At 35.7% G+C, this 21,293-nt stretch carries 18 protein-coding genes; 9 read left to right on the forward strand and 9 right to left on the reverse strand.

Annotated elements, in window-relative coordinates; all coding sequences use genetic code 11:
* Positions 1 to 28: 28 nt before the first annotated feature.
* Entirely contained in the window at positions 29 to 256 is a 228-nt protein-coding gene (locus AC0UBM_RS08175; protein WP_414036330.1) for a hypothetical protein, read from the forward strand.
* Positions 257 to 454: 198 nt separating this feature from the next.
* Here the strand turns inward: AC0UBM_RS08175 and AC0UBM_RS08180 are convergent, their stop codons facing one another.
* Positions 455 to 1,831 (reverse strand): MptA/MptB family glycosyltransferase, encoded by a 1,377-nt coding sequence (locus AC0UBM_RS08180; protein WP_475688288.1) that lies wholly within the window; start codon positions 1,829 to 1,831, stop codon positions 455 to 457.
* Between the two features lie 175 nt (positions 1,832 to 2,006).
* Here AC0UBM_RS08180 and mce point away from each other — a divergent pair, with 175 nt between their 5' ends.
* The 8 genes from mce (at position 2,007) to scpA (ending at position 11,623) form a co-directional block, all read left to right on the forward strand.
* Positions 2,007 to 2,414, forward strand: a complete 408-nt coding sequence (gene mce, locus AC0UBM_RS08185; protein WP_414036328.1) for a methylmalonyl-CoA epimerase — start codon at positions 2,007 to 2,009, stop codon at positions 2,412 to 2,414.
* Positions 2,415 to 2,439: 25 nt separating this feature from the next.
* The gene (locus AC0UBM_RS08190) at positions 2,440 to 3,999 is read left to right on the forward strand and encodes an acyl-CoA carboxylase subunit beta (protein WP_475688289.1); all 1,560 of its coding nucleotides are present in this window, start codon (positions 2,440 to 2,442) and stop codon (positions 3,997 to 3,999) included.
* A gap of 2 nt (positions 4,000 to 4,001) precedes the next feature.
* Complete coding sequence (locus AC0UBM_RS08195) at positions 4,002 to 4,385, forward strand: OadG family protein (protein WP_434037573.1); 384 nt, start codon at positions 4,002 to 4,004, stop codon at positions 4,383 to 4,385.
* 43 nt (positions 4,386 to 4,428) lie between these two features.
* Positions 4,429 to 4,860 (forward strand): biotin/lipoyl-containing protein, encoded by a 432-nt coding sequence (locus AC0UBM_RS08200; protein WP_414036325.1) that lies wholly within the window; start codon positions 4,429 to 4,431, stop codon positions 4,858 to 4,860.
* Between the two features lie 63 nt (positions 4,861 to 4,923).
* Positions 4,924 to 6,243 carry a sodium ion-translocating decarboxylase subunit beta gene (locus AC0UBM_RS08205; RefSeq protein WP_475688290.1) on the forward strand — a complete coding sequence of 440 codons (1,320 nt, stop codon included), beginning with the start codon at positions 4,924 to 4,926 and terminating at the stop codon, positions 6,241 to 6,243.
* Positions 6,244 to 6,289: 46 nt separating this feature from the next.
* The gene (locus tag AC0UBM_RS08210) at positions 6,290 to 7,576 is read left to right on the forward strand and encodes an acetyl-CoA hydrolase/transferase family protein (RefSeq protein WP_475688291.1); all 1,287 of its coding nucleotides are present in this window, start codon (positions 6,290 to 6,292) and stop codon (positions 7,574 to 7,576) included.
* Positions 7,577 to 7,596: 20 nt separating this feature from the next.
* Complete coding sequence (locus AC0UBM_RS08215; RefSeq protein ID WP_475688292.1) at positions 7,597 to 9,405, forward strand: methylmalonyl-CoA mutase family protein; 1,809 nt, start codon at positions 7,597 to 7,599, stop codon at positions 9,403 to 9,405.
* A gap of 79 nt (positions 9,406 to 9,484) precedes the next feature.
* Positions 9,485 to 11,623 (forward strand): methylmalonyl-CoA mutase, encoded by a 2,139-nt coding sequence (gene scpA / locus AC0UBM_RS08220; protein WP_475688293.1) that lies wholly within the window; start codon positions 9,485 to 9,487, stop codon positions 11,621 to 11,623.
* A gap of 94 nt (positions 11,624 to 11,717) precedes the next feature.
* Here the strand turns inward: scpA and AC0UBM_RS08225 are convergent, their stop codons facing one another.
* From AC0UBM_RS08225 to AC0UBM_RS08260, 8 genes are all read right to left on the reverse strand, one after another.
* Entirely contained in the window at positions 11,718 to 13,790 is a 2,073-nt protein-coding gene (locus AC0UBM_RS08225; RefSeq protein ID WP_475688294.1) for a polysaccharide lyase family 8 super-sandwich domain-containing protein, read from the reverse strand.
* Between the two features lie 18 nt (positions 13,791 to 13,808).
* Positions 13,809 to 14,813: a methylmalonyl Co-A mutase-associated GTPase MeaB gene (gene meaB / locus AC0UBM_RS08230; protein ID WP_475688295.1), complete on the reverse strand. Its 1,005-nt coding sequence runs from the start codon at positions 14,811 to 14,813 to the stop codon at positions 13,809 to 13,811.
* A 203-nt stretch (positions 14,814 to 15,016) separates the two neighbouring features.
* The gene (locus AC0UBM_RS08235) at positions 15,017 to 16,507 is read right to left on the reverse strand and encodes a cellulose synthase family protein (RefSeq protein ID WP_414036318.1); all 1,491 of its coding nucleotides are present in this window, start codon (positions 16,505 to 16,507) and stop codon (positions 15,017 to 15,019) included.
* The gene (locus tag AC0UBM_RS08240; protein ID WP_475688296.1) at positions 16,504 to 17,196 is read right to left on the reverse strand and encodes a glycosyltransferase family 2 protein; all 693 of its coding nucleotides are present in this window, start codon (positions 17,194 to 17,196) and stop codon (positions 16,504 to 16,506) included. Before AC0UBM_RS08240 ends, AC0UBM_RS08235 begins: the two co-directional genes overlap by 4 nt.
* 154 nt (positions 17,197 to 17,350) lie before the next feature.
* Positions 17,351 to 18,889, reverse strand: a complete 1,539-nt coding sequence (locus AC0UBM_RS08245; RefSeq protein ID WP_475688297.1) for a carboxypeptidase-like regulatory domain-containing protein — start codon at positions 18,887 to 18,889, stop codon at positions 17,351 to 17,353.
* A gap of 73 nt (positions 18,890 to 18,962) precedes the next feature.
* Positions 18,963 to 19,667, reverse strand: a complete 705-nt coding sequence (locus AC0UBM_RS08250) for a TIGR04283 family arsenosugar biosynthesis glycosyltransferase (RefSeq protein ID WP_475688298.1) — start codon at positions 19,665 to 19,667, stop codon at positions 18,963 to 18,965.
* Positions 19,660 to 20,358 (reverse strand): DUF547 domain-containing protein, encoded by a 699-nt coding sequence (locus tag AC0UBM_RS08255; RefSeq protein ID WP_475688299.1) that lies wholly within the window; start codon positions 20,356 to 20,358, stop codon positions 19,660 to 19,662. The genes AC0UBM_RS08250 and AC0UBM_RS08255 overlap by 8 nt, the downstream gene beginning before the upstream one ends.
* A complete protein-coding gene (locus AC0UBM_RS08260) occupies positions 20,351 to 21,241 on the reverse strand; it encodes a sterol desaturase family protein (protein ID WP_475688300.1) in 891 nt (296 codons plus the stop codon). The genes AC0UBM_RS08255 and AC0UBM_RS08260 overlap by 8 nt, the downstream gene beginning before the upstream one ends.
* Between the last annotated feature and the right edge of the window lie 52 nt (positions 21,242 to 21,293).

Raw genomic sequence — 21,293 nt, forward strand, 5'->3', positions numbered from 1 at the left:
AAAATATAATATAATAAAATAAATTAAAATGAAGGTTGCTGTTTTTCAGTCTTATATAGACGGATTGTACACATTTATGTTTGAAAATGGTGAGGATATGATTTTCGATGAGATTCATCCTCGAGCTTTAAAACAATTCGATTTAAAGCATGATGAAAGTTATATCGATAAAACTTTTAAAATAACATTTGTCGAAGTTCCAGATGCGAACGACGATGTTATTTATAGAATAGATAGCTTAAAGCTCATTTCGTAAACGAATTTTAAAAAAAGCTTATATATTTTGAAGTGTGCTTTCTTATAAAAAGTAACGCTAAAGATATCTTGTCTTAAAACTTAAGAACATAACAGCCAAAAAGGGTTAAATAATTGAAAGATTATTTAACCCTTTTTTATGTGACAAATACAGTTAAAATGTGATGTTTTATAATATGTAAAACGAATAAAATTGTAATTAGGAACGATCTGTATGTGGTTCCAATGTCTCCATTGGCGTGCGACTAATTTGCTTCTTTAATATCACTTCATAAATAAAAGCACCATACACGAAAATGTATTCCAAGCCAATAATCCACAAGTTTTCTTCATTGTCTGCACTTGCATAGGCCAGATAACTAAGCATAAGTGTTGCGCTCCAAACCAAAGGATATTTGTATCCCGAAAACACCGACAGTATTACCAAAAGGCTTATATACCAAGGATGGACCGTAGTGGTTGTAAAATAATATACAGAAATAATTAAAAGCATATTAAATATAAGGCTTTTCAGGTCTTTTAAAGGGGCTTTATACGTGGTATATGCAATATATACTATTACCAATAGTGCCATAATAGGTCCAACTATTTTTATTGGATTGTAACCTGTAAAGGCATAGCCAATCCCTTTTGCAATATTAAAAATACTGGCATTAAATTCGAAATTTCTAAACCAGAGTCCAACGGTTCCTGCATAATTGGTAATAAATTCTGAACTAATAAAAGGAAGAAATAATGCGATGTTAATAAGTCCTACAAGTGCACAAAATAGAAAACCTTTCTTCAAATTTAAATGTTTAAAAATAAGCGGGAGAAAAATAAGCGGAATTAGCTTAGTAGCCACCGATAGGGAAAAAGCGACCGCTGCCCATTGCCATTTTAACTTTTGTAGCAAGTATAAACTCATCACTAAAAAGCAAATCATTACACCTTCAAAATGTAAATTCCCAGTGAGTTCTATTATAATAAACGGATTTAAAATATACCAGTAAATATAGGATACAGGGAGGTTTAGGTTTTTTAATAATTTTCTTCCGAAGAAAAAGGTTCCAAAATCGGCTGCAATTATAAGTACTCGCATCACGATAACCGAACCTAAAATAGAGTGGTTAGACACTACAGCTGCTAAATAATAACAAAACTGACTTACAGGCGGGTAATTGGTAAAGTGTGAAGCACTAAGCGGTCCCATTTTATTATATAAAATTTGCGCATCTGGTATAGGAAAAATACCGTTTGTTAAAAACGAATCTGGTGTATGTAGATAAGGATTATAACCAGCAAAAATCATGCGCCCATCCCAAATAAAGCGATAAAAATCTTGGGATAAATTAGGAATGGCCATTAAGAAAACAAATCGGGCTAATAGGGATACAATAAATAAAGGACGATTGGTCCCACTGTTTAATTGTAAAATCTTGTAGCTTACAAAGAATAATGCTGCATAAAGACTAATTAATTTAAAATATTCTGTACGCTCTAAATAATATCCAAAAAGAACGTATAAACAGATTAAACTCAAAAAAAGTACTATCCTAATTATTGGCGTTTTTTTAACAGAATAATTTGTAGTCATAATAAAATTGTAATCGATTTAATTTTCTGAATAACAGTTAAATGCGTAATTTATAACGTTTGAAATTACAAGCTTGAAGGGTCCGTTTTACATGACAACTATCATGAATTATCTTCAATTTTAGACGTAATTTCGTAGGGTACCTTATTAATTAATCGTAATAAACAACAAAAAAATGAATATTTCACATATTGAGCACATAGGAATTGCAGTTGAAAATTTAGAGGAGTCTATAAAATACTACGAAGGGGTATTGGGACTAAAATGCTATTCGATTGAGGAGGTTGCCGACCAGAAAGTTAAAACTGCTTTTTTTATGGTTGGTCAGACTAAAATAGAATTATTAGAAAGTACTTCGCCAGATGGCCCTATCGGTAAATTTATCGCGAAAAAAGGTCAAGGTATGCATCATATTGCATTTGCAGTAAACGATTCTACCGAGGCATTAAAGCTAGCCGAAGAACGTGGCGTAACATTAATAGATAAAACGTCTAGAAAAGGCGCAGAAGGCTTAAATATAGGTTTCCTACACCCTAAATCCACACAAGGCGTACTTACCGAACTCTGTTCAAAAGAAAAATAATAATACACAAACAAAACCCGTACTAATGGCAAATCAAGAAAAAATTAACGAGCTCATTGAAAAACGAGCGAAAGCAAAATTAGGTGGTGGTGAAAAGCGTATCGATTCCCAGCATGCTAAAGGTAAACTTACAGCTCGTGAACGTATCGATATTCTTTTAGATGATGATAGTTTTGAAGAATTCGACATGTTTGTTACACACAGAACAAAATCTTTCGGATTAGATAAGCAAATCTATTTATCAGATGGTGTAATTACTGGTCATGGTACCATAGATGGTAGAATTGTATATGTGTTCTCTCAAGATTTTACGGTGTTTGGAGGTTCGCTTTCCGAAACCTATGCCTTGAAGATTTGTAAAATTATGGATATGGCCATGAAAATTGGTGTACCCGTAATCGGACTTAACGATAGTGGTGGGGCACGTATTCAAGAAGGTGTGCGGTCGCTTGCCGGTTATGCCGAAATTTTTCAACGTAATATAATGGCTTCTGGTGTTATTCCTCAGATTTCTTCAATCTTAGGACCTTGTGCTGGGGGAGCAGTGTATTCTCCTGCATTAACAGATTTTACGATCATGACAGACAAAACCAGTTATATGTTTGTAACTGGTCCAAAAGTCGTTAAATCGGTTACAGGCGAAGAGGTGACTACAGAACAATTAGGAGGTGCAAAAGTACATTCTACCAAATCTGGTGTGTCTCATTTCTTAGCAGATAACGACGAAGAAAACTTATTATTAGTAAGAAAATTACTGAGCTACTTACCATCTAATAATCTAGAAGAGCCACCTATAGTGCCTTGTACAGATCCTATAGATCGTTTAGACGATGCCTTAAATAGTATAATTCCGGAAAATGCCAATCAGCCTTACGATATTGTAGATGTTATTTCTATTCTTACAGACAACGGAGAGTTTACCGAAGTGCACAGAGATTATGCAAGAAACATAGTCGTAGGTTTTGCACGTTTTAATGGTCGTTCTGTTGGTATAGTGGCTAATCAGCCTAAATATTATGCTGGCGTTCTAGATTGTGAAGCGTCTAGAAAAGCCGCGCGATTTGTCCGTTTTTGCGATGCTTTTAATATTCCGATTGTAACCTTAGTCGATGTGCCTGGATTCTTGCCTGGAACGGGACAAGAATATTCAGGTATCATTTTACATGGCGCTAAATTGTTATTTGCTTATGGCGAAGCTACTGTTCCTAAAGTAACCATTACGTTGCGTAAATCTTATGGAGGTGCACACGATGTAATGAGTTGTAAGCAACTGCGAGGCGATTTAAACTACGCGTGGCCAACAGCAGAAATTGCAGTTATGGGAGCAAAAGGAGCTGTTGAAGTTCTTGAAGGATCTAATATTAGAAAAATTGAAGATGCCGACGAGAAACAACACTATATCGAAGAGAAAGAACACGAGTATAATACCAAGTTTGCTAATCCTTATGTCGCCGCTAAATATGGATTTATTGATGATGTAATTGAACCAAGAAATACCAGATTTAGAATCGTAAGAGCTTTAGAGTTGTTAGCGAATAAAAAAGAGGTAAATCCTCCTAAAAAACATTCAAATATCCCACTATAATTATGGCAAATTTATTGGCACTAATCGAGACTACACAGCAAATAGCTGTCGACCCAATTGAAGAAGGTTATATTATTTTAGTAACAGGATTATTCATTGTGTTTACGGGTTTAATTCTCTTAACCTTAATTTTTAAGTATGCATTGCCTTTAATGTTATACGCATATAAATTAATCTCTAAGGGACCAGATAAGAAGATTTCAGAAATATCTGCTGTAGCAAACGAAGACTTTACTGGAGAAATTGTAGCTGCTATTTCCGCGGCAGTTCACCTTCATTTAAACGATCAGCATGATCACGAAAATGCAATTTTAACTATAAAACAAGCTCGGAAAATGTACTCTCCTTGGAGTTCCAAATTATACGGTGTTTACAATAAACGGTAGTTTGGGGTTAATTTTTTTGAACATTTAAGTAATACACAATACAATGAAAAATTTCACATTCAATATAAACGATAATAATTATAGTGTCAGAATTGTCTCCCAAGAAAAAAACACTATAGACCTAGAAGTTAACGGTACTGCTTACACCGTTAAGATGGAAGAGGAGTTAAAAACCGTTAAAACACCAACGTTAGTGCGTACGGCGTCAAAAGCCGCTTTAGAGCCCGTTAAAATAAAAACTTCAGCTTCGGCAGCTGCGGGTAAAATTACCATTACTGCGCCAATTCCAGGTGTGGTTTTAAGCCTCAATGTAAAAGTTGGAGACACTGTTAAAGATGGCGATTTGTTGCTGGTTCTTGAAGCGATGAAAATGGAAAACAACATTACTTCAGAGAAATCTGGAGTAGTTACCGCTGTGAATGTTGGCGTGGGACAACAAGTTTTACAAAGTGAAGTAATGATAGAGTTAGAATAGGTATGTATCTATAGTACGTTCTTAAATTAAGGAAGGTGCTATGATGTGCAAAAACATAAAAAAATGAAAAAAGTAATATTAATATTTGGAGTGCTATCATTGCTGGTTTTTATTAGACCCGCCTTAGGGTTAAGTTTTAGCTCGGCGACAGCTACTACGACCACTTCACTAACAACGCAAGAAGAAACCTCGGAAAGAAGTTTTGTCTCTGAAGCGATGGGAGGTATTGAACAATTTTATCAGTACACGGGTTTTGCTAATGCCGCCGGTGGAAATATCATCATGATTATTATTGGGATTGTGTTTATTTATCTCGGTATTAAATTCGATTACGAGCCCCTACTTCTAATACCAATTGGAGCGGGTGTTATTATAGGAAATATACCCTTTGTAGCCGGAAATCAGACAGGAATTTACGAGACAGGTTCTGTATTAAATTATTTATATTTTGGGGTTGTAAAAGGTATATATCCGCCCTTAATCTTTTTAGGGATTGGAGCGATGACAGATTTCTCCTCGCTTATAGCGAATCCAAAGCTTATGCTTTTAGGAGGTGCGGCTCAAATTGGAGTGTTTGCCACGTTCTTAGGTGCACTTTATCTTGGGTTTAATTTACCCGAAGCCGGTGCTATTGGAATAATCGGAGGAGCAGATGGACCAACAGCAATATTCTTGTCGTCTAAATTAGCGAATGGAATTAATATTCTACCCGATGGTACAACGGTTAAAAACTTAATCGGACCAATAGCCATTGCCGCGTATTCTTATATGGCCTTGGTGCCGGTAATTCAGCCACCAATCATGAAATTGCTTACCTCTAAAAAAGAGCGTTTAATTAGAATGAAACCACCTAGAGCAGTTTCTCAAAAGGAAAAAATGATTTTCCCTGTAGTTGCTTTATTGTTAACAACATTTATTTCTCCAAGTGCCTTACCTTTATTAGGAATGTTATTCTTTGGAAACTTATTAAAAGAATCAGGAAGAACAGAACGTTTAGCAGATACAGCACGTACAAAATTAATAGACATTGTAACCATTCTTTTGGGTGTAACTGTTGGGGCATCTACCCAGGCGGATATCTTTATTACCAAAGATTCCTTATTAATTTTCGGATTAGGAGCGATATCATTTGTAATCGCCACCATGGGAGGCTTGCTATTTGCCAAATTCATGAACTTATTCTTAAAAGGAGACAACAGGATTAATCCTTTAATTGGTGCTGCGGGAGTATCGGCTGTGCCAGACAGTGCGCGTGTAGTACATGCCGAAGGTTTAAAAGCAGATCCACATAATTATCTGTTAATGCACGCTATGGCACCAAATGTAGCTGGTGTTATTGGCTCGGCCATTGCTGCAGGTATAATTTTAAGCTTCTTTTCTTAAGAGGTATAAAACATGTAATTGTAATGTAATCTAAAAAATTATCGTCATGAGCATACCAAATAAAATGTCTGCTGCAGATGCAGTTAAATTAATTAAATCAGGAGATAGAGTTTTAATTCAAGGTGGTTCTGCAACGCCTCAGGCGCTTATAAAAGCGATGGTGGCGAGAGCACCAGAATTAAGAGGTGTAAATATTGTGCATTTACATACCGAAGGAGAATGTGGTTATGTCGCACCAGAATTAAACGAGAGTTTTTCTACAAGTGCTTTCTTTATTGGTGGAAATATTAGAAAAATGATTGGTATCACAGCCGATTATATTCCTGTATTTCTAAGCGATATTCCAAGCTTATTTCGCGAAGGATATATGAATTTAGATGTGGTGCTGGTAAATGTATCTCCTCCCGATAAACACGGATTTTGTTCGTTGGGTGTGTCTGTAGATATTGTTATTTCTGGTATCGAGAATGCAAAAACGGTAATTGCACAAATTAACCCTAATATGCCAAGAACCTTTGGAGATGCCATTGTAAATATAAATGATTTCGCGGCTTGTGTAGAAGTCGATGAAACCCTTTACGAAATGCAATTTGTAGCCCCTTCGGAAGAAGAAAAAGCCATTGGTAAAAATGTAGCAGGAATTATCGAAGACGGTGCTACACTGCAGATGGGAATTGGAGGAATTCCAAACGCAGTATTAACCTATTTAAATAATCATAAAAATTTAGGAATTCATACGGAGATGTTCTCCGAAGGAATCGTAGATTTAGTGGAAAAAGGTATAGTAAACGGGTCTCAGAAAAAAGTGAATCCTTATAAAATTGTATCTGGATTTGCAATGGGAACCAGACGCTTATACGATTTTATGGATGATAATCCTGAGATTGAAATGTTGGATATTGCGTATGTTAACGATACCTCCGTGATTCGTCAGAATCCTAAAGTAACCGCAATTAACTCAGCGATAGAAATAGATATTACAGGTCAGGTTTGTGCCGATTCAATAGGGACACGAATGTTGTCTGGTGTTGGCGGACAAATGGACTTTATGCGTGGCGCTGCTTTATCGGAGGGCGGGAAACCTATTATTGCGATAAATTCTAAAACCTTAAAAGGGGTTTCTAAAATTGTTCCAACTTTAAGAGTAGGAGCAGGCGTAGTTACCACTAGAGCGCATGCCAGATATGTGGTTACAGAATATGGCGTAGCAGAATTTTTTGGTAAAACTTTAAAACAGCGTGCCATAGCCTTAAGAGACATTGCGCATCCTGATTATCGAGAAGAATTAGATAAAGCTATTTTTGAAAGATTCGGAAGTAGCATCATGATTTAATCACACTAAATACACATCGTATGACTACTAAAAATAATACACTTTTTTCCGATTTTATGCCAGTGACTAAAGCTGCATGGTTGGAAAAAGTTAATATAGATTTAAAAGGTGGAGATTTCAATAAAAGACTGGTTTGGAAGAACCTAAACGGCATTGATATTCAACCTTTATATAATACGGAAGACACTATAGATTATCTTAAAAACACTGGAGAAAATGCGCAAGCATTGGTAAACTATAGATGTGTTGTGGTGGCTTCTGCAGAAAGCGGTAATGCTTTAGCACAAAAAGCCGTTGAGGAGGGTATAAATGGTTTGGTTTTTCAAATCGAATCTAAGGTGTCTGTTGCAACTTTACTAAAAGGGCTTGATTTAAACAGCATTTCAGTCTCTTTTGTATTAACTGAAAATACCTTAGATTTTGCTACAGATTTCTTTTCGTATGCCGAAAAAAATGTGTCCGATAAAAGTAACTTAAACGGATATTTTGATCTTGGTGTCCTTTCAAATTATGTAACAACTGCCACTCTAGAAGCGGATATATTTGAAACTTTAGCCAAAGTAATTTCTTTGGGAGCAGAGTTTTCAAACTTTAAAACGATTACTATCTCAGGAACTACTTTTTTAGATTCTGGAGCAAATCAAGTTCAAGAAGTAGCGTATACTTTAAATGCTTTAGTCTCCGTAATTGAAGCGTTAGGAGATCAGGATGTCGCAGCGGAAACTGTTTTTAATCGCTTGCATATTCAGTTGGCTATTGGTTCTGAGTATTTTGTCGAGATGAGCAAATACCGAGCTTTAAACAGTTTGGTCCATAAAATCGCTGAAACCTATGGCGTGTCTAATTTTAAATTTACACTTACGGCTAAGACTTCCATTTGGACAAAATCTGTGACCGATGCACATGCCAATATGTTGCGTTCTACAACAGAAGCCATGTCGGCTATTCTTGGGAATGTAGATGGTATTCTAGTCGATGCTTATGATAAAGAATTTAAAGACCCTTCAGATTTTTCGAGTCGGATTTCTGGCAATATTACAACCATATTAAGAGAGGAATCTTACTTCGGAAAAGTTGCTAATCCTGTCGATGGGTCTTATTATATAGAAGAAGTAAGTACAAAAGTAGCGACAAAAGCTTTAGAATTATTTAAAGCAATCGAAGCGGATGGAGGTTTCTTTACAGCTTTTGAAAATGAAACGATCCAACAGCAAATTGCAGAGATTCGTCAGAAAAAAATCAAGCTAATTAGTCAGAGACGTTTGCCAATGGTTGGGGTAAATAAATATCCAAATCTAATGGAAAAACTAGATTCTAAAGTGCTATTTTCAGGAGGAGAAATGAATTCTAAAGTATTAACACCTAGACGAGCGTCTTTAGAAATAGAAGCGCTTAGAAAAGTTTCCGAAGATATCGTAGAAGAAGCTGGCAAACGTCCAGTTGTAGAATTGGCAAGTTTTGGAAACTTAACCATGCGTAAAGCAAGAGCTGCTTTTGCATACGATTTTATTGGAGTAAGCGGTTTCGAAGTGTTGCAGGAGAAAAGTTACGAGAGTGCAGCGCAAGCGGCTGAAGCTAGTGCAAAATCAGCATCGAAAGTGGTTGTTATTTGTAGTTCAGATCCAGATTACGACGAGCATGCTTTAGCATATGTGAAAACATTTAGAGCATTAAATAAAGATAAAGTGCTATTATTAGCCGGAAATCCTGTAGCCATTTTAGACGATCTTAAAGAAGCAGGTTTAGACGATTGTATCCATATAAAATCGGATGTGATTCATACCATTTCGGGTGTTCAGAAAAAAGTTCGGAAACATATTAAAAAGTAGCGGTGTGACATTGATAAACACTTCCGCGCTGAGGTTTTTTCAATAGCATGTGACCATTGATTAACAAAAAAAGAAACACATGAAACCAAATTTTTCAAATATAACATTAGACACAGCATCAAAGCAAGAAGCAGTGCCTTCAAATAATAAAGCCATTTGGAATACTCCAGAAGGGATTCCTGTTAAAACACATTTTTCTAAAGAAGATCTTGCCAATGCAGAACATTTACAATTTGTTTCTGGATTGCCACCATTTACCAGAGGACCTTATAGTGCGATGTATGCGTTAAGACCTTGGACTATTCGGCAGTATGCAGGTTTTTCTACGGCAGAAGAATCTAACGCCTTTTACAGACGTAATCTTGCCGCCGGACAAAAAGGATTGTCAGTTGCATTCGATTTAGCGACACACCGCGGATACGATTCCGATCACCCAAGAGTAACGGGAGATGTTGGAAAAGCCGGAGTTGCCATAGATTCTATATTAGATATGGAGATTTTATTCGACCAAATTCCGTTAGATAAAATGTCTGTATCTATGACCATGAACGGAGCAGTGCTACCAATTATGGCGTTTTACATTGCGGCAGCCAAAAAACAAGGCGTAGCATTAGATCAATTAAGCGGAACGATACAAAACGATATTTTAAAGGAATTTATGGTGCGTAATACGTACATATATCCGCCATTACCATCTATGAAAATTATTGGAGATATTTTTGAATACACGACCAATAACATGCCTAAATTTAACTCTATTTCCATTAGTGGATATCACATGCAGGAAGCCGGTGCGACTGCAGATATTGAGTTGGCATACACCTTGGCCGATGGTATGGAGTACATTAGAACCGGTTTGGCTTCAGGATTAAAGATTGATGAATTTGCACCTAGACTTTCATTTTTCTGGGCGGTTGGAATGAATCATTTTATGGAAATTGCTAAAATGCGTGCCGCACGTATGTTGTGGGCAAAAATTATAAAACAGTTCAATCCAAAGAACCCTAAATCTATGGCATTACGTACGCATAGTCAGACGTCGGGTTGGAGTTTAAGTGAGCAAGATCCTTATAATAACGTAGCTAGAACATGTATAGAAGCGATGGCAGCCACATTAGGAGGTACGCAGTCTTTACATACCAACGCATTGGATGAAGCCATTGCCTTACCAACAGATTTTTCTGCAAGAATTGCACGTAATACACAAATTTATATACAGGATGAAACCCAAATGACTAGGGCTGTCGATCCTTGGGCAGGGTCTTATTATGTTGAATATTTAACTCAAGAAATCGCTAAAAAAGCATGGACACTTATTGAAGAAGTAGAGGAACTTGGTGGTATGGCCAAAGCCATTGAAACCGGAGTGCCTAAAATGCGTATTGAAGAAGCATCGGCAAGAAAACAAGCACGTTTAGACTCTGGACAGGATATTTTAGTGGGTGTAAATAAGTTTAAAACAAATGAAAAATCGTCTATAGAAATTTTAGAAGTTGATAATACAGCGGTTAGAGATTCTCAAATTGCACGTTTAAAAAAATTGAAAGCAAATAGAGATCAAGCTGTAGTGGATAAAAATATAAAAGCATTAACAGACTGTGCAGGAACGGGGAAAGGCAATTTATTAGAGTTGGCTGTAGAAGCCGCAGAAAACTTTGCGACACTTGGTGAAATTTCTGATGCTTTAGAAGTGCATTTTGGTAGACATAAAGCCGATACAAAATTAATTAGTGGGGTGTATAGCAAAGAAGTTAGTAACGATACCACTTTCGCAGAAGCATTAAAATTAGCCGATCAATTTGCTGAAATTGAAGGAAGACGGCCGCGTGTTATGGTTGCTAAAATGGGACAAGATGGTCATGATCGAGGAGCCAAAGTTGTAGCCTCTAGTTTTGCCGACTTAGGTTTTGATGTGGATATGGGACCTTTATTTCAAACCCCAGAAGAAGTAGCGAAACAAGCAATTGAAAACGATGTGCACTTTGTAGGCGCTTCAAGTTTAGCGGCAGGGCATAAAACATTAATTCCGCAGTTAATTACAGAACTAGAAAAATTAGGAAGACCAGATATTATGGTATTTGCAGGAGGTGTTATTCCGGAGCAAGATTATCAATTCTTGTTGGATCATAAAGTAGTTGCCATTTTTGGACCAGGAACTGTAATTTCAAAATCAGCTATAACAATCTTAGAGAAATATTTAGAACACGAAGAAGCTTAGTAATAAGTATTGATTTGTCGAAAAACCCCGTTGCTGATGTGTGATAGTAATGGGGTTTTTTATGTTTAAATTATAAGTGTGGGAATGCCGTATGTTATTTTTGTTCTAAAATAACTGTCTGCGTTTTTCCTTTTTCATAAACGCTTTCTGGAGTAACGATATCAAATACTGTAACATCTCCTTCTATTTTAGAATTTCCTTGATTCTGAAGCGTATATTTACCGCTAATTTCAAAAGATAATTTAGATAATTGTTGTGTGGGGTCTACAGCTTCAATGAGCCAACCTCGTTCTTGTTTCGTTAAACTAAGTAAACACGGAGATTTTAGTCTTAATTTCTGATGCGTTCCTATTTCAATCTCACAAGGTTCAAACGCGCTAATTGAAATGGTTTGTCCGTTATTAAAACTTATAGCGTGTACTTTGTTAGTCTGTGCGATTATTTTACCCAATTCGGTTTTAATTACGTTTGTAACATCGCTTTCCGATATACCCACCACGCTTACATAAGCATATTTTTCATTTGTAGGTTGAAGCCCATGATTCACTTCTAAATTAAAAACAGCCTTAGAAATAAGACTATCGGAATGCCAAGTTAAAATTCTTTTCCAACTGCCAGTTTGTGTCTCGTGTGTGACATGGAATTGTTGCTTACCTAAATTTATATAAGCAATACTATCATGCCATACCGAGGAGATATGCGACTTGTTTTTATTTACAATAATTGGCCCTTGTTTTAAACTTTGGTTTACGGTTGTGGTTACATTAAAGTTTCTATTGGTAGAAATTCCGGAGCCTAGAGCGTAAATTTTATTGTTTACAAAAAAGTACGATTTATTTGCTTGCAGACTATCTCTGCGGTATTTAAATGCTGTAAAACTTACTTTTTTACCTTTTAATCCACCCGTGAAATAGGAGTTGTTTTTATAACCATCCCAAGTTAAAACGGGAAGTTTAGCGGTGTCTTGTACTGTAGTCGTACCTGGTAATCTTTTCCAGTCCCAGACTGGATAAATACCTTCATATTCGTTTCCAGTCCGATAAATTAACTGCGTGCCATCTCCTAAGTAATATCCAAGTTGATTTTCTCCGTTTCCAGCTTCCGCTCCGATAACGCGTTGAGACGACATTCTTACGGCCGAGAAAAAGGTGTCTGTTCTGTATAAACTATAATCTGAATTACGAAAATGTATATATTCACTAGGAGCATGTTCGGGGTTATTATGGCTGTCGAAAAGATTAAATTTTCTCTCTAAACTTTGGTACAAATCACCTTTGGATTTTGGTCCGCGATATTTTTTACCATCTACAAATTCTGGAAAAATTTGTCGTCCGGTTGCTAATATTTCGTAGTTGCCTTTATAGACTACTTTTTGTTGTCCTTCGAACATGAGATTACGCATTAAGTCTACTTGTTGCGAGGAGAAGGCTATATCTGTTTCTTTGAAAATAAACATCCATTTAATAATGTCTTCGGCAAAATGCAAACCATAATTTCCAAATTGAGGTTGGGGACCATGTTGATGGAACGAATAATCGGGCTGAATACCTTCTTGGTAAGGTGCAGATGGAATCAATACGGACTTAATGGTATTGGCAGCAGTACGAATTAAAGTGTCGTTTGCGCGTAAGAGTTCACGCATAAACACATTACCGCTAAGCCACGTTTTATTCTGCCCAGTCATGTATATTTTAGACTTGTCCATAATTTTTAAGGACTTCGTCATTGTAGAATCAGGAATTATAGATTCGCAAAGTATTAGAGTAGGACCAATGTTTTGAGGAATACCAATTTCTGAATGCCACCAGTTGTCGCTATAAAAATTATTATAACTCCAGAAGTTTAAAGCGCCAACTATAGTCGTAGCCAATGTATCTGAGTTATAATATTTACTATTTACATCTTCAAAAGCAATTGCTAAAGACACTAATCTTGTAAGATGTTGTTTAGGTGTCCAATTACTTCTGCGATGCAAGGTGTAATCGATATCTGGAAAAGAAAAATCTGTAGAGATGCTATTAAGTAAAGCTTCTACTTCATTATCACTAATAGTTTCCAGTAAATAAAAGTCTTTTAGATTTTGCTTGAGTTTATCTATATCGGTTGCATAAATAGATTGATTACACAAAAAGATTATAGCAAGTATTAAACAACGATAAAGTCTCATAAAAAAGGGGGCTTTAAATCACCTTATCTTTTTAAAAGACTCCATAATAGATTGAGCCGCTTTTACAGGTGATATGTGTGAAGATACAACATCATGCTCTAATGCAGAAAGCTTGCTTTTAATTTCTGGCGAACCGTAAAACAGGTGTTTTAATTCTTCGTTGATGTTGTTATACATCCACTTTATGTTTTGTTGATTTCTATTTTCGAGGAAATAACCATTTTGGTCTATAAGTGCTTTGTATTTTAAAACCTGTTCCCAAACGGTATCTATTCCTGTGTTTTTGGTTGAAGAGGCTTTGGTAACTACGGGAGTCCAACCTGATTCTGGTTGCGGAAAAATATGTAAGGCATTTTGATATTGCAAACGTGCCATCTCACTGTTCTTAACATTATCGCCATCGGCTTTATTAATTACTACCATATCGGCCATTTCCATGATTCCTTTTTTAATGCCTTGAAGTTCGTCTCCTGCGCCTGCGAGCATTAATAAAAGAAAGAAATCGGTCATGCCATGAACTGCTGTTTCCGATTGGCCTACACCAACGGTTTCAACTAAAATAACATCGTAGCCAGAAGCTTCGCAAAGGAGCATGGTTTCTCCTGTTTTATTGGCTACACCACCAAGGGTATCTCCCGTAGAGGACGGACGAATGTAAGCATTCTCGTTATTGCTTAGTTCTTCCATACGCGTTTTATCGCCCAAAATACTTCCTTTGGAACGCTGACTACTCGGGTCGATAGATAAAATGGCCACTTTATGGCCTAAGCTGGTTAAGTGCTTACCAAAAGCTTCTATGAAGGTGCTTTTTCCAACGCCAGGAACGCCTGTAATTCCGATTCGGATGGATTTTCCAGAGTGCGGTAAAATAGCCTGAATAATTTCTTTAGCAATGACTTTGTCACTTTCTAAATTACTTTCGATTATGGTAATGGCACGTGAAAGTATAACGCGACTTCCACTTAATACACCATCTATATATTCCTGAGCTGATAGTCTGTTTTTGCGTTTATATACCTTCATATTATCCCTGTAATTTAATAACTAAACGGTGCCTTATCGTTGTATTACAAAGATACTTATAACCATAAAAAATCACGATAATTACAGGATTGTTTTTTGTAATTATCGTGATTTTTGCGTTAGGGATTGCAGTGAAAATCCTTTTGCTTTTTAGCAAAAGATTGCAACGGAAAGCGCGCCCCTTGGGGAACGCCCAAATGTATTTAAGCTTTAGAGGTAACCGACTTTACAAAGACATAGCCGAAACCTAAGAATAGCATCAGGTGGAATGGAAACAGTCCAAAATCGCCACCTTGGTCGCCTACTACAAAGGCGCTATACATTCCAAAAGCGAAATACAAGGTTAGTAAGCCTTCAAAAATAACATTTATTGAGATGTTTTTCTTGATGTATTTATTGTCTTTCCAGCTGTCTTTTAGCGTGCTAATATTAAATTTTGGTGTCCGCACAAATTCACTTCGTTTACCTGCATGACCCTCTAAAACAGCAATAGAATTGTGTAAAGAAAAGCCCATGGCTACTGTGAAAAATGTAAAAAACATGCCGATGTATTTAATGAAGTTCTTAACGCCTCCACCGTAAATATTTTTGTACATAAACCAGTAACAAATAAAGAAAATAATACTACTTACTACGAAGAAACTCATCACGTAGAAGTATGGTTTTAAATGTGCATATTCGTTTTTAATATACAACATCGGGATGCTTAAAACGGCTACAATAAACACGTTTAAAAACATGGTGCTGTTTAGTAAATGTAAGACCCCATGAAGTTTTGTTTTTCCTGAAATGTTATCGGATTTTAAAACGCGCCAAAGCATTTTTCTAAAGTTTTCCGCACCTCCTTTGTTCCAACGAAACTGTTGCGAACGTGCCGCGCTAATAACTACGGGAAGTTCGGCAGGTGTTTCGACATCTTCTAGGTATTTAAACTTCCAGTTTTTAAGCTGTGCACGGTAACTTAAATCGAGATCTTCTGTAAGTGTATCGCCTTCCCAGTTTCCTGCATCTAGAATACAAGCCTTACGCCAAACACCAGCGGTACCATTAAAATTTATAAAATGTCCTTTACTATTTCTTCCTACTTGTTCTAAAGTAAAATGAGCATCTAAAGCAAAGGCCTGGATTCTTGTAAGTAAAGAATATTCGCGGTTTATATGTCCCCAACGGGTTTGTACAACCCCAATATTTCTATCCTTAAAATACGGAAGAGTACGTAATAACCAGTCTGATTCTGGTAAAAAATCGGCATCGAAAATGGCGATAAATTCTCCTTTTGCGATTTCTAATCCTGCTTTTAAGGCACCAGCTTTAAAACCGCTACGGTCTGTTCTGGTAATGTGCGTAATATCTAAGCCTGTTGCTTTTAGCTTTGCGACATGAGCACGTGTGGTTTCTACGGTTTCGTCTGTAGAATCGTCTAGAACTTGGATTTCCAATTTATGTTGCGGGTAATCCATAGTCGCAATATTTTCTAACAAGCGATCCATAACATACATTTCGTTGAAAACAGGTAATTGAATGGTTACTGTTGGAAGTTCATTCACTTTAGAAACGTCTAAAGGCGGGAGTTGATCGTTCTTTTTATGGGCAGAAAGATAATTTAAAAGTAAGTTTAATTGGGCTAGAGCATACATGAATATTAATGCTAAAGACGTTGAGTATATGGCAATTGTGATAATTTCTAAAATCATTTTTTGAAACTGTATTTAAAAATCCAATAGAGAATTTTTATGCCTGCAAATATAGCACCTTTTATTGTCCCTGAAACTTTTGAGACCCCAATTCTATTCCTATATTTTACAGGAATTTCACAATACGATAAGTTCTGTTTTAAAACCTTTAATTGCATTTCTACTGTCCAACCATATGTTTTGTCTATCATGCTGAGGTTTAGTAGTTTATCGTATTTTATAGCCCTAAAAGGTCCTAAGTCGGTAAAAGTAGATTTAAAAAATAATCGCATTAAAGAGGTCGCCAACCAGTTACCAAACTCTTGTGGAACCGTCATAGATCCAGATTCTCGTAGACGCTTAACGCGAGAACCCACCACAAAATCTATATTATCTTCTAATATAGGCGCAATAAGTTCGGTTAGTTGTTCTGGATAATCGCTATAATCGCCATCTAAAAAAACAACAATGTCTGGTTTTTCTTCTTGTTTAGAGATGTAATCCATGCCTTTTAAACAAGCATAACCGTAACCTTTATTTGTTTCGGTTAGTACAGTTGCTCCGGCTTGCTTAGCATTTTTTTCGGTGTCGTCGCTGGAATTGTTGCTAACAACTATAATTTCATTAACAAGATCGGGGATATCTTGAATAACATGTGCAATGGAATCGGCTTCGTTATACGCCGGAATAATAACTTTAATTATAGACATACTAATGTTTCTGAGAATAGAAGGAGCAAATATAATTAGTTATTTGGATTTGCTTTTGTGTTTTTAAATTCATCTTATCGCCCCAGAATTTAATTTTATGTTCTGAGTAACATCGGTTTTAGTCTAAATAAATATCATTTCCTTTCGTAAGGTTTTATTCTTCTTCAGTCTCCATACTTTTAAAGTCTTTTATGGCTTTGTTTGGTTCTATAATATTATACCCTTTCCAAAATTCTGGATCATAGGTAGGAAGGTAAATAGGCTCTACTTTTGCTTTTTCTTTAAAAGCAATAAAATCGTTTGCTGTTAAAACTTCATTTTCGAAAACTACCATTTCACGTTTGTAACGATTTGTCACTATAAAGTTAATATCTGCCGAGAGTTCGTTTTGTTTTCTACGACCTCTTACGTGTTTGTTTTTTTCAATAATTTTAAGAGGCCTGTCTATACTAGTTTTATTAGCACCTTGTATTTCGGCATATTTTAAACTGTAAGTATCAGCATTGTTTTTTGCGTAAATTAGGCTTCCTTGTTTTAAATAAACATCTAATCCAACCCCAAGTAATTTGAATGTTTTTAAGGATTTTACGTTTTTAAAATCAATTCTAATTACAGCAAAATCGTTGGTGTTAATGTATAAAACACCTTTATAGTCTTCGCTACGTTTAGGTTTAAACGCTATTTTGTATACATACTGATCGTTTAAAAAAGAATAATCTAAGAGCTCAAATTCGTATCTGTTAGATTTATGTATGCAGTTTAAATACGATTTTTCGTTTACGAAGCTGTTTTGTTCAAGGGCGTTAATACCGCGTTTTCTATATTTTAAAAAATTCTTTTTCCTGTCTTCTTCTTTTTTCTGTTCAGCCTTTATATAGTCGTCTGTTTTTTGATCTGATTCGTTTTGAAAAAATGAAGAATCTATATCTTGTTTGGTTCCGAACCACCCCGATTTAATTTTGAAATACGAATCGCGCTTGACGTGCTTTTGTACAATAGCATTCAGTTTTTTTTCGTACGCCTCGAAGGTCATTTCATTATTTTTATCATAAAGTTCTGATGCTTTTAAAATCTCGAGTTTATTAATAGTATCCTGGTCTTTATCTGTGCGATTCTTATAGAATTCGCCAAGTACTTCGGTATAATGATACGACTCTAATGGCACGTCGTTAATTATACTATCGGTTAATTCTTGGTTGAATTCAGGGATGGTAGATGCTTTAATTTTAACCGATTTTTTAAGAATAGTAGATCCATAAGATTCCCTAAAAAAGAGGGTGCTTTTTTCGTAATCTACGGCGTAATTCTTCTCTAAATGGTCTTCAACTTTATCAATAATTTCATCTACCGTGTAATTTTTATTGAAGAGCATGACTTCTTTTAACTCGATAGATTTAGGTTTTAAATATACTATACTATCTTTAAATGTATGGGCTGGAAATTGTTTTGATTCGTAACCCAAACAACTAAAAAATAAAGAATCCTGCGCGGTAAGTGATGTGTTTATTTGCAGTTGAAACTGCCCAACGTCATTACTTATAACACCCGTAGAATTATTATAAGATATGGTCGCGTAAGCAATAGGTTCTTTATTGGTAGAATCTAAAACTCTGGCATGAATTTCGGTTTGGGCGAGGATAGGTGATGCAAATAAGATAAAAAAAGCAAAGAATAGAAGATAGAGGTGTTTCATATGGATAGTTTTATGTGAAAGTAATTTAATACATGAAACGGTGAATACACTTTAGAATATTATTAGGCTATTTTTATTGTTTTTTAACATTTACATACTTTAAATAGTAGTTATGTAGTGCTTTAGGCGAAGCGCCCAGACTGTATTTTAGATGAATAATTGAAAAATGATATTGTAATGTCCAAAGACCTTTGCAGTGGTAACGTCTTGCCGAGGTGGTTAATTGTTCCTGAATAACTGTAAATTTAGTCACTTTATAAAGCGTATTTATAAAATGGTTGTCTTCATAAATTTTGTAATCTATGTTGTAACCGCCAAGAGCGTCGAATAGAGATTTGAATACAAATAAACTCTGATCTCCACCACGACTTATTTTCCATGAAAACTGCGTAAACCAGCCTGCTAATTTTAGCCACCAGTGCGAGGAGTTAAATGTCATTTTAAAACAACCGGCTTGCGATGTTTTACTAATAGTTTGTAAAATGTGATTATCGAAATTTTTAGGCGGATAAGAATCGGCATGTAAAAAATATAGAATGTTTCCTTTTGCAGAATGCGCGCCAGCATTCATTTGTGTTCCTCGTCCTCTTTCTGAATTTACAAGTCTCACCTCTGGAAATGATTGTATAAGATGCTGCGTGCCATCTGTGCTACCACCATCAACTACTATAATTTCGGATATGTTATCCGGTGAAGAATTTTTTAACAGATACGGAATTAATTTGTCAATGGTTCCTGCTTCATTTAAAACGGGGATTACAATAGAAATACTATTCATTTAAATTCCAATTATAATCTAAATAAGATATACGCTTAGTAGGATTAATTTTAGTTTTGGCGTACTTGTTAATAAATTCAACTAAGGTGCCGTTGGTTTCAAAATCTTCTGTAAACCATTTGAAAATTTTAGACAGTTTAACAGCATCAGGCGTTAATTGGTTTTTGTTAGAATTAATAAATGATACGGCGGCTGCATCTAACTGCGTGTTTAATTGGGTTGGCGTATAGGCCTTGTTTAATAATTTCGGACAAGATTCTGAGGCACAAACAATGGCAAAATGTATTCTAGGTTCGTCTAGTTTTCTTAAAATCTCATGTTCTATATCTCCTAAAGAATAGCTTTTGTTATGTATAGAAATAAATTTTTTATCCCATGGATTTTTTATGTCCTTTATGCTTTTAAGCGGATAATTATCGATTATAAGTTTTATGGTAAACGCATTATACGCATTAATCCAGAATGCTAAAGTTTCGTTTTTAGTCCAACTAGAATCCGGTTTACTTGCAGACAGAAGGTCTAGATACCTGTTTAAACTGTCGGGATGTTGTTTAATAGTCTTGTAATTAACATGTCCGTTCTGGTCTACATTTTCGGTTAAAAATGTGGTCCATGGTGTATGATCGATTTGCTGAGCAAAAAGCGAAGTAGTACAACATATAAATACGGCAATTATAATATTTTTAATCATCTTGTTTTTTTAATGGATAAAGCTCCTGGTTAATAAAATCTTTAGGAAAATGTTCGTCTCCGTGAAAACCTAATTCAATATCTCTTCCGCTATGCGGTATATAGTCTGTTTTAAAAATATAGTCCCAAATACTTAATGTAATACCATAATTTGCTCCGTATTTTGAAGTCGGTGGTAGGTCTTTTGCATGGTGCCAAATATGCATTTTAGGGTTGTTTAGAATATATTTTAACCGTCCGTAATCCCATCCTAAATTCGCGTGATTTAAATGGCCGATGGCTATAGCAAAAAAGTGTACTAGGGCAACATCTTGAGCATCGAATCCACCAATTACGGCAATAGGAACATATAGCAGGGATTTGTATACCACGGGCTCCATCCAGTGATAGCGTAAATGTGCTGCAAACCCCATTTCTTTTACAGAATGGTGCACTTTATGGAAATTCCACAATAACGGAATATGGTGCAATAATCTATGCGTATTCCATTGCACAAAATCGCTGACTATAAAAAAGATGAATAATCCGAGCGCCTTGGGTAATTTACTAATTTCTAATACTTGGAAATCGGTTAGCGCTAGTCCAAAAACAGAAAGCAAATCGTTAAATAATTCGGCTACGGTATTTGATAATGCAATGAGGACAATTAAATTTAATAGAAAGAAATTGAAGAACATATAAAATGTGTCTAGCCAAAAATCTTTCCTAAATATGGACTGATTTTTACGCCAAGGAAATGCAATTTCTAAGCCCCAAACCATAAGCGAAATAAGGATAAGACCATAGAAATAATTATCCCAATGGTTTACCGAAATTAATTCGTGTTTTAAATACCGCCAGTAACCGGAGTAAGAGTTTTGTATAAGGTCTGTATATTTTTCCATAAAAAAATCTTGTTTTCTTGTATGTATTTACTCAAGAAAACAAGATGAAATA

It is taken from the genome of Formosa sp. F44, from assembly GCF_056238645.1.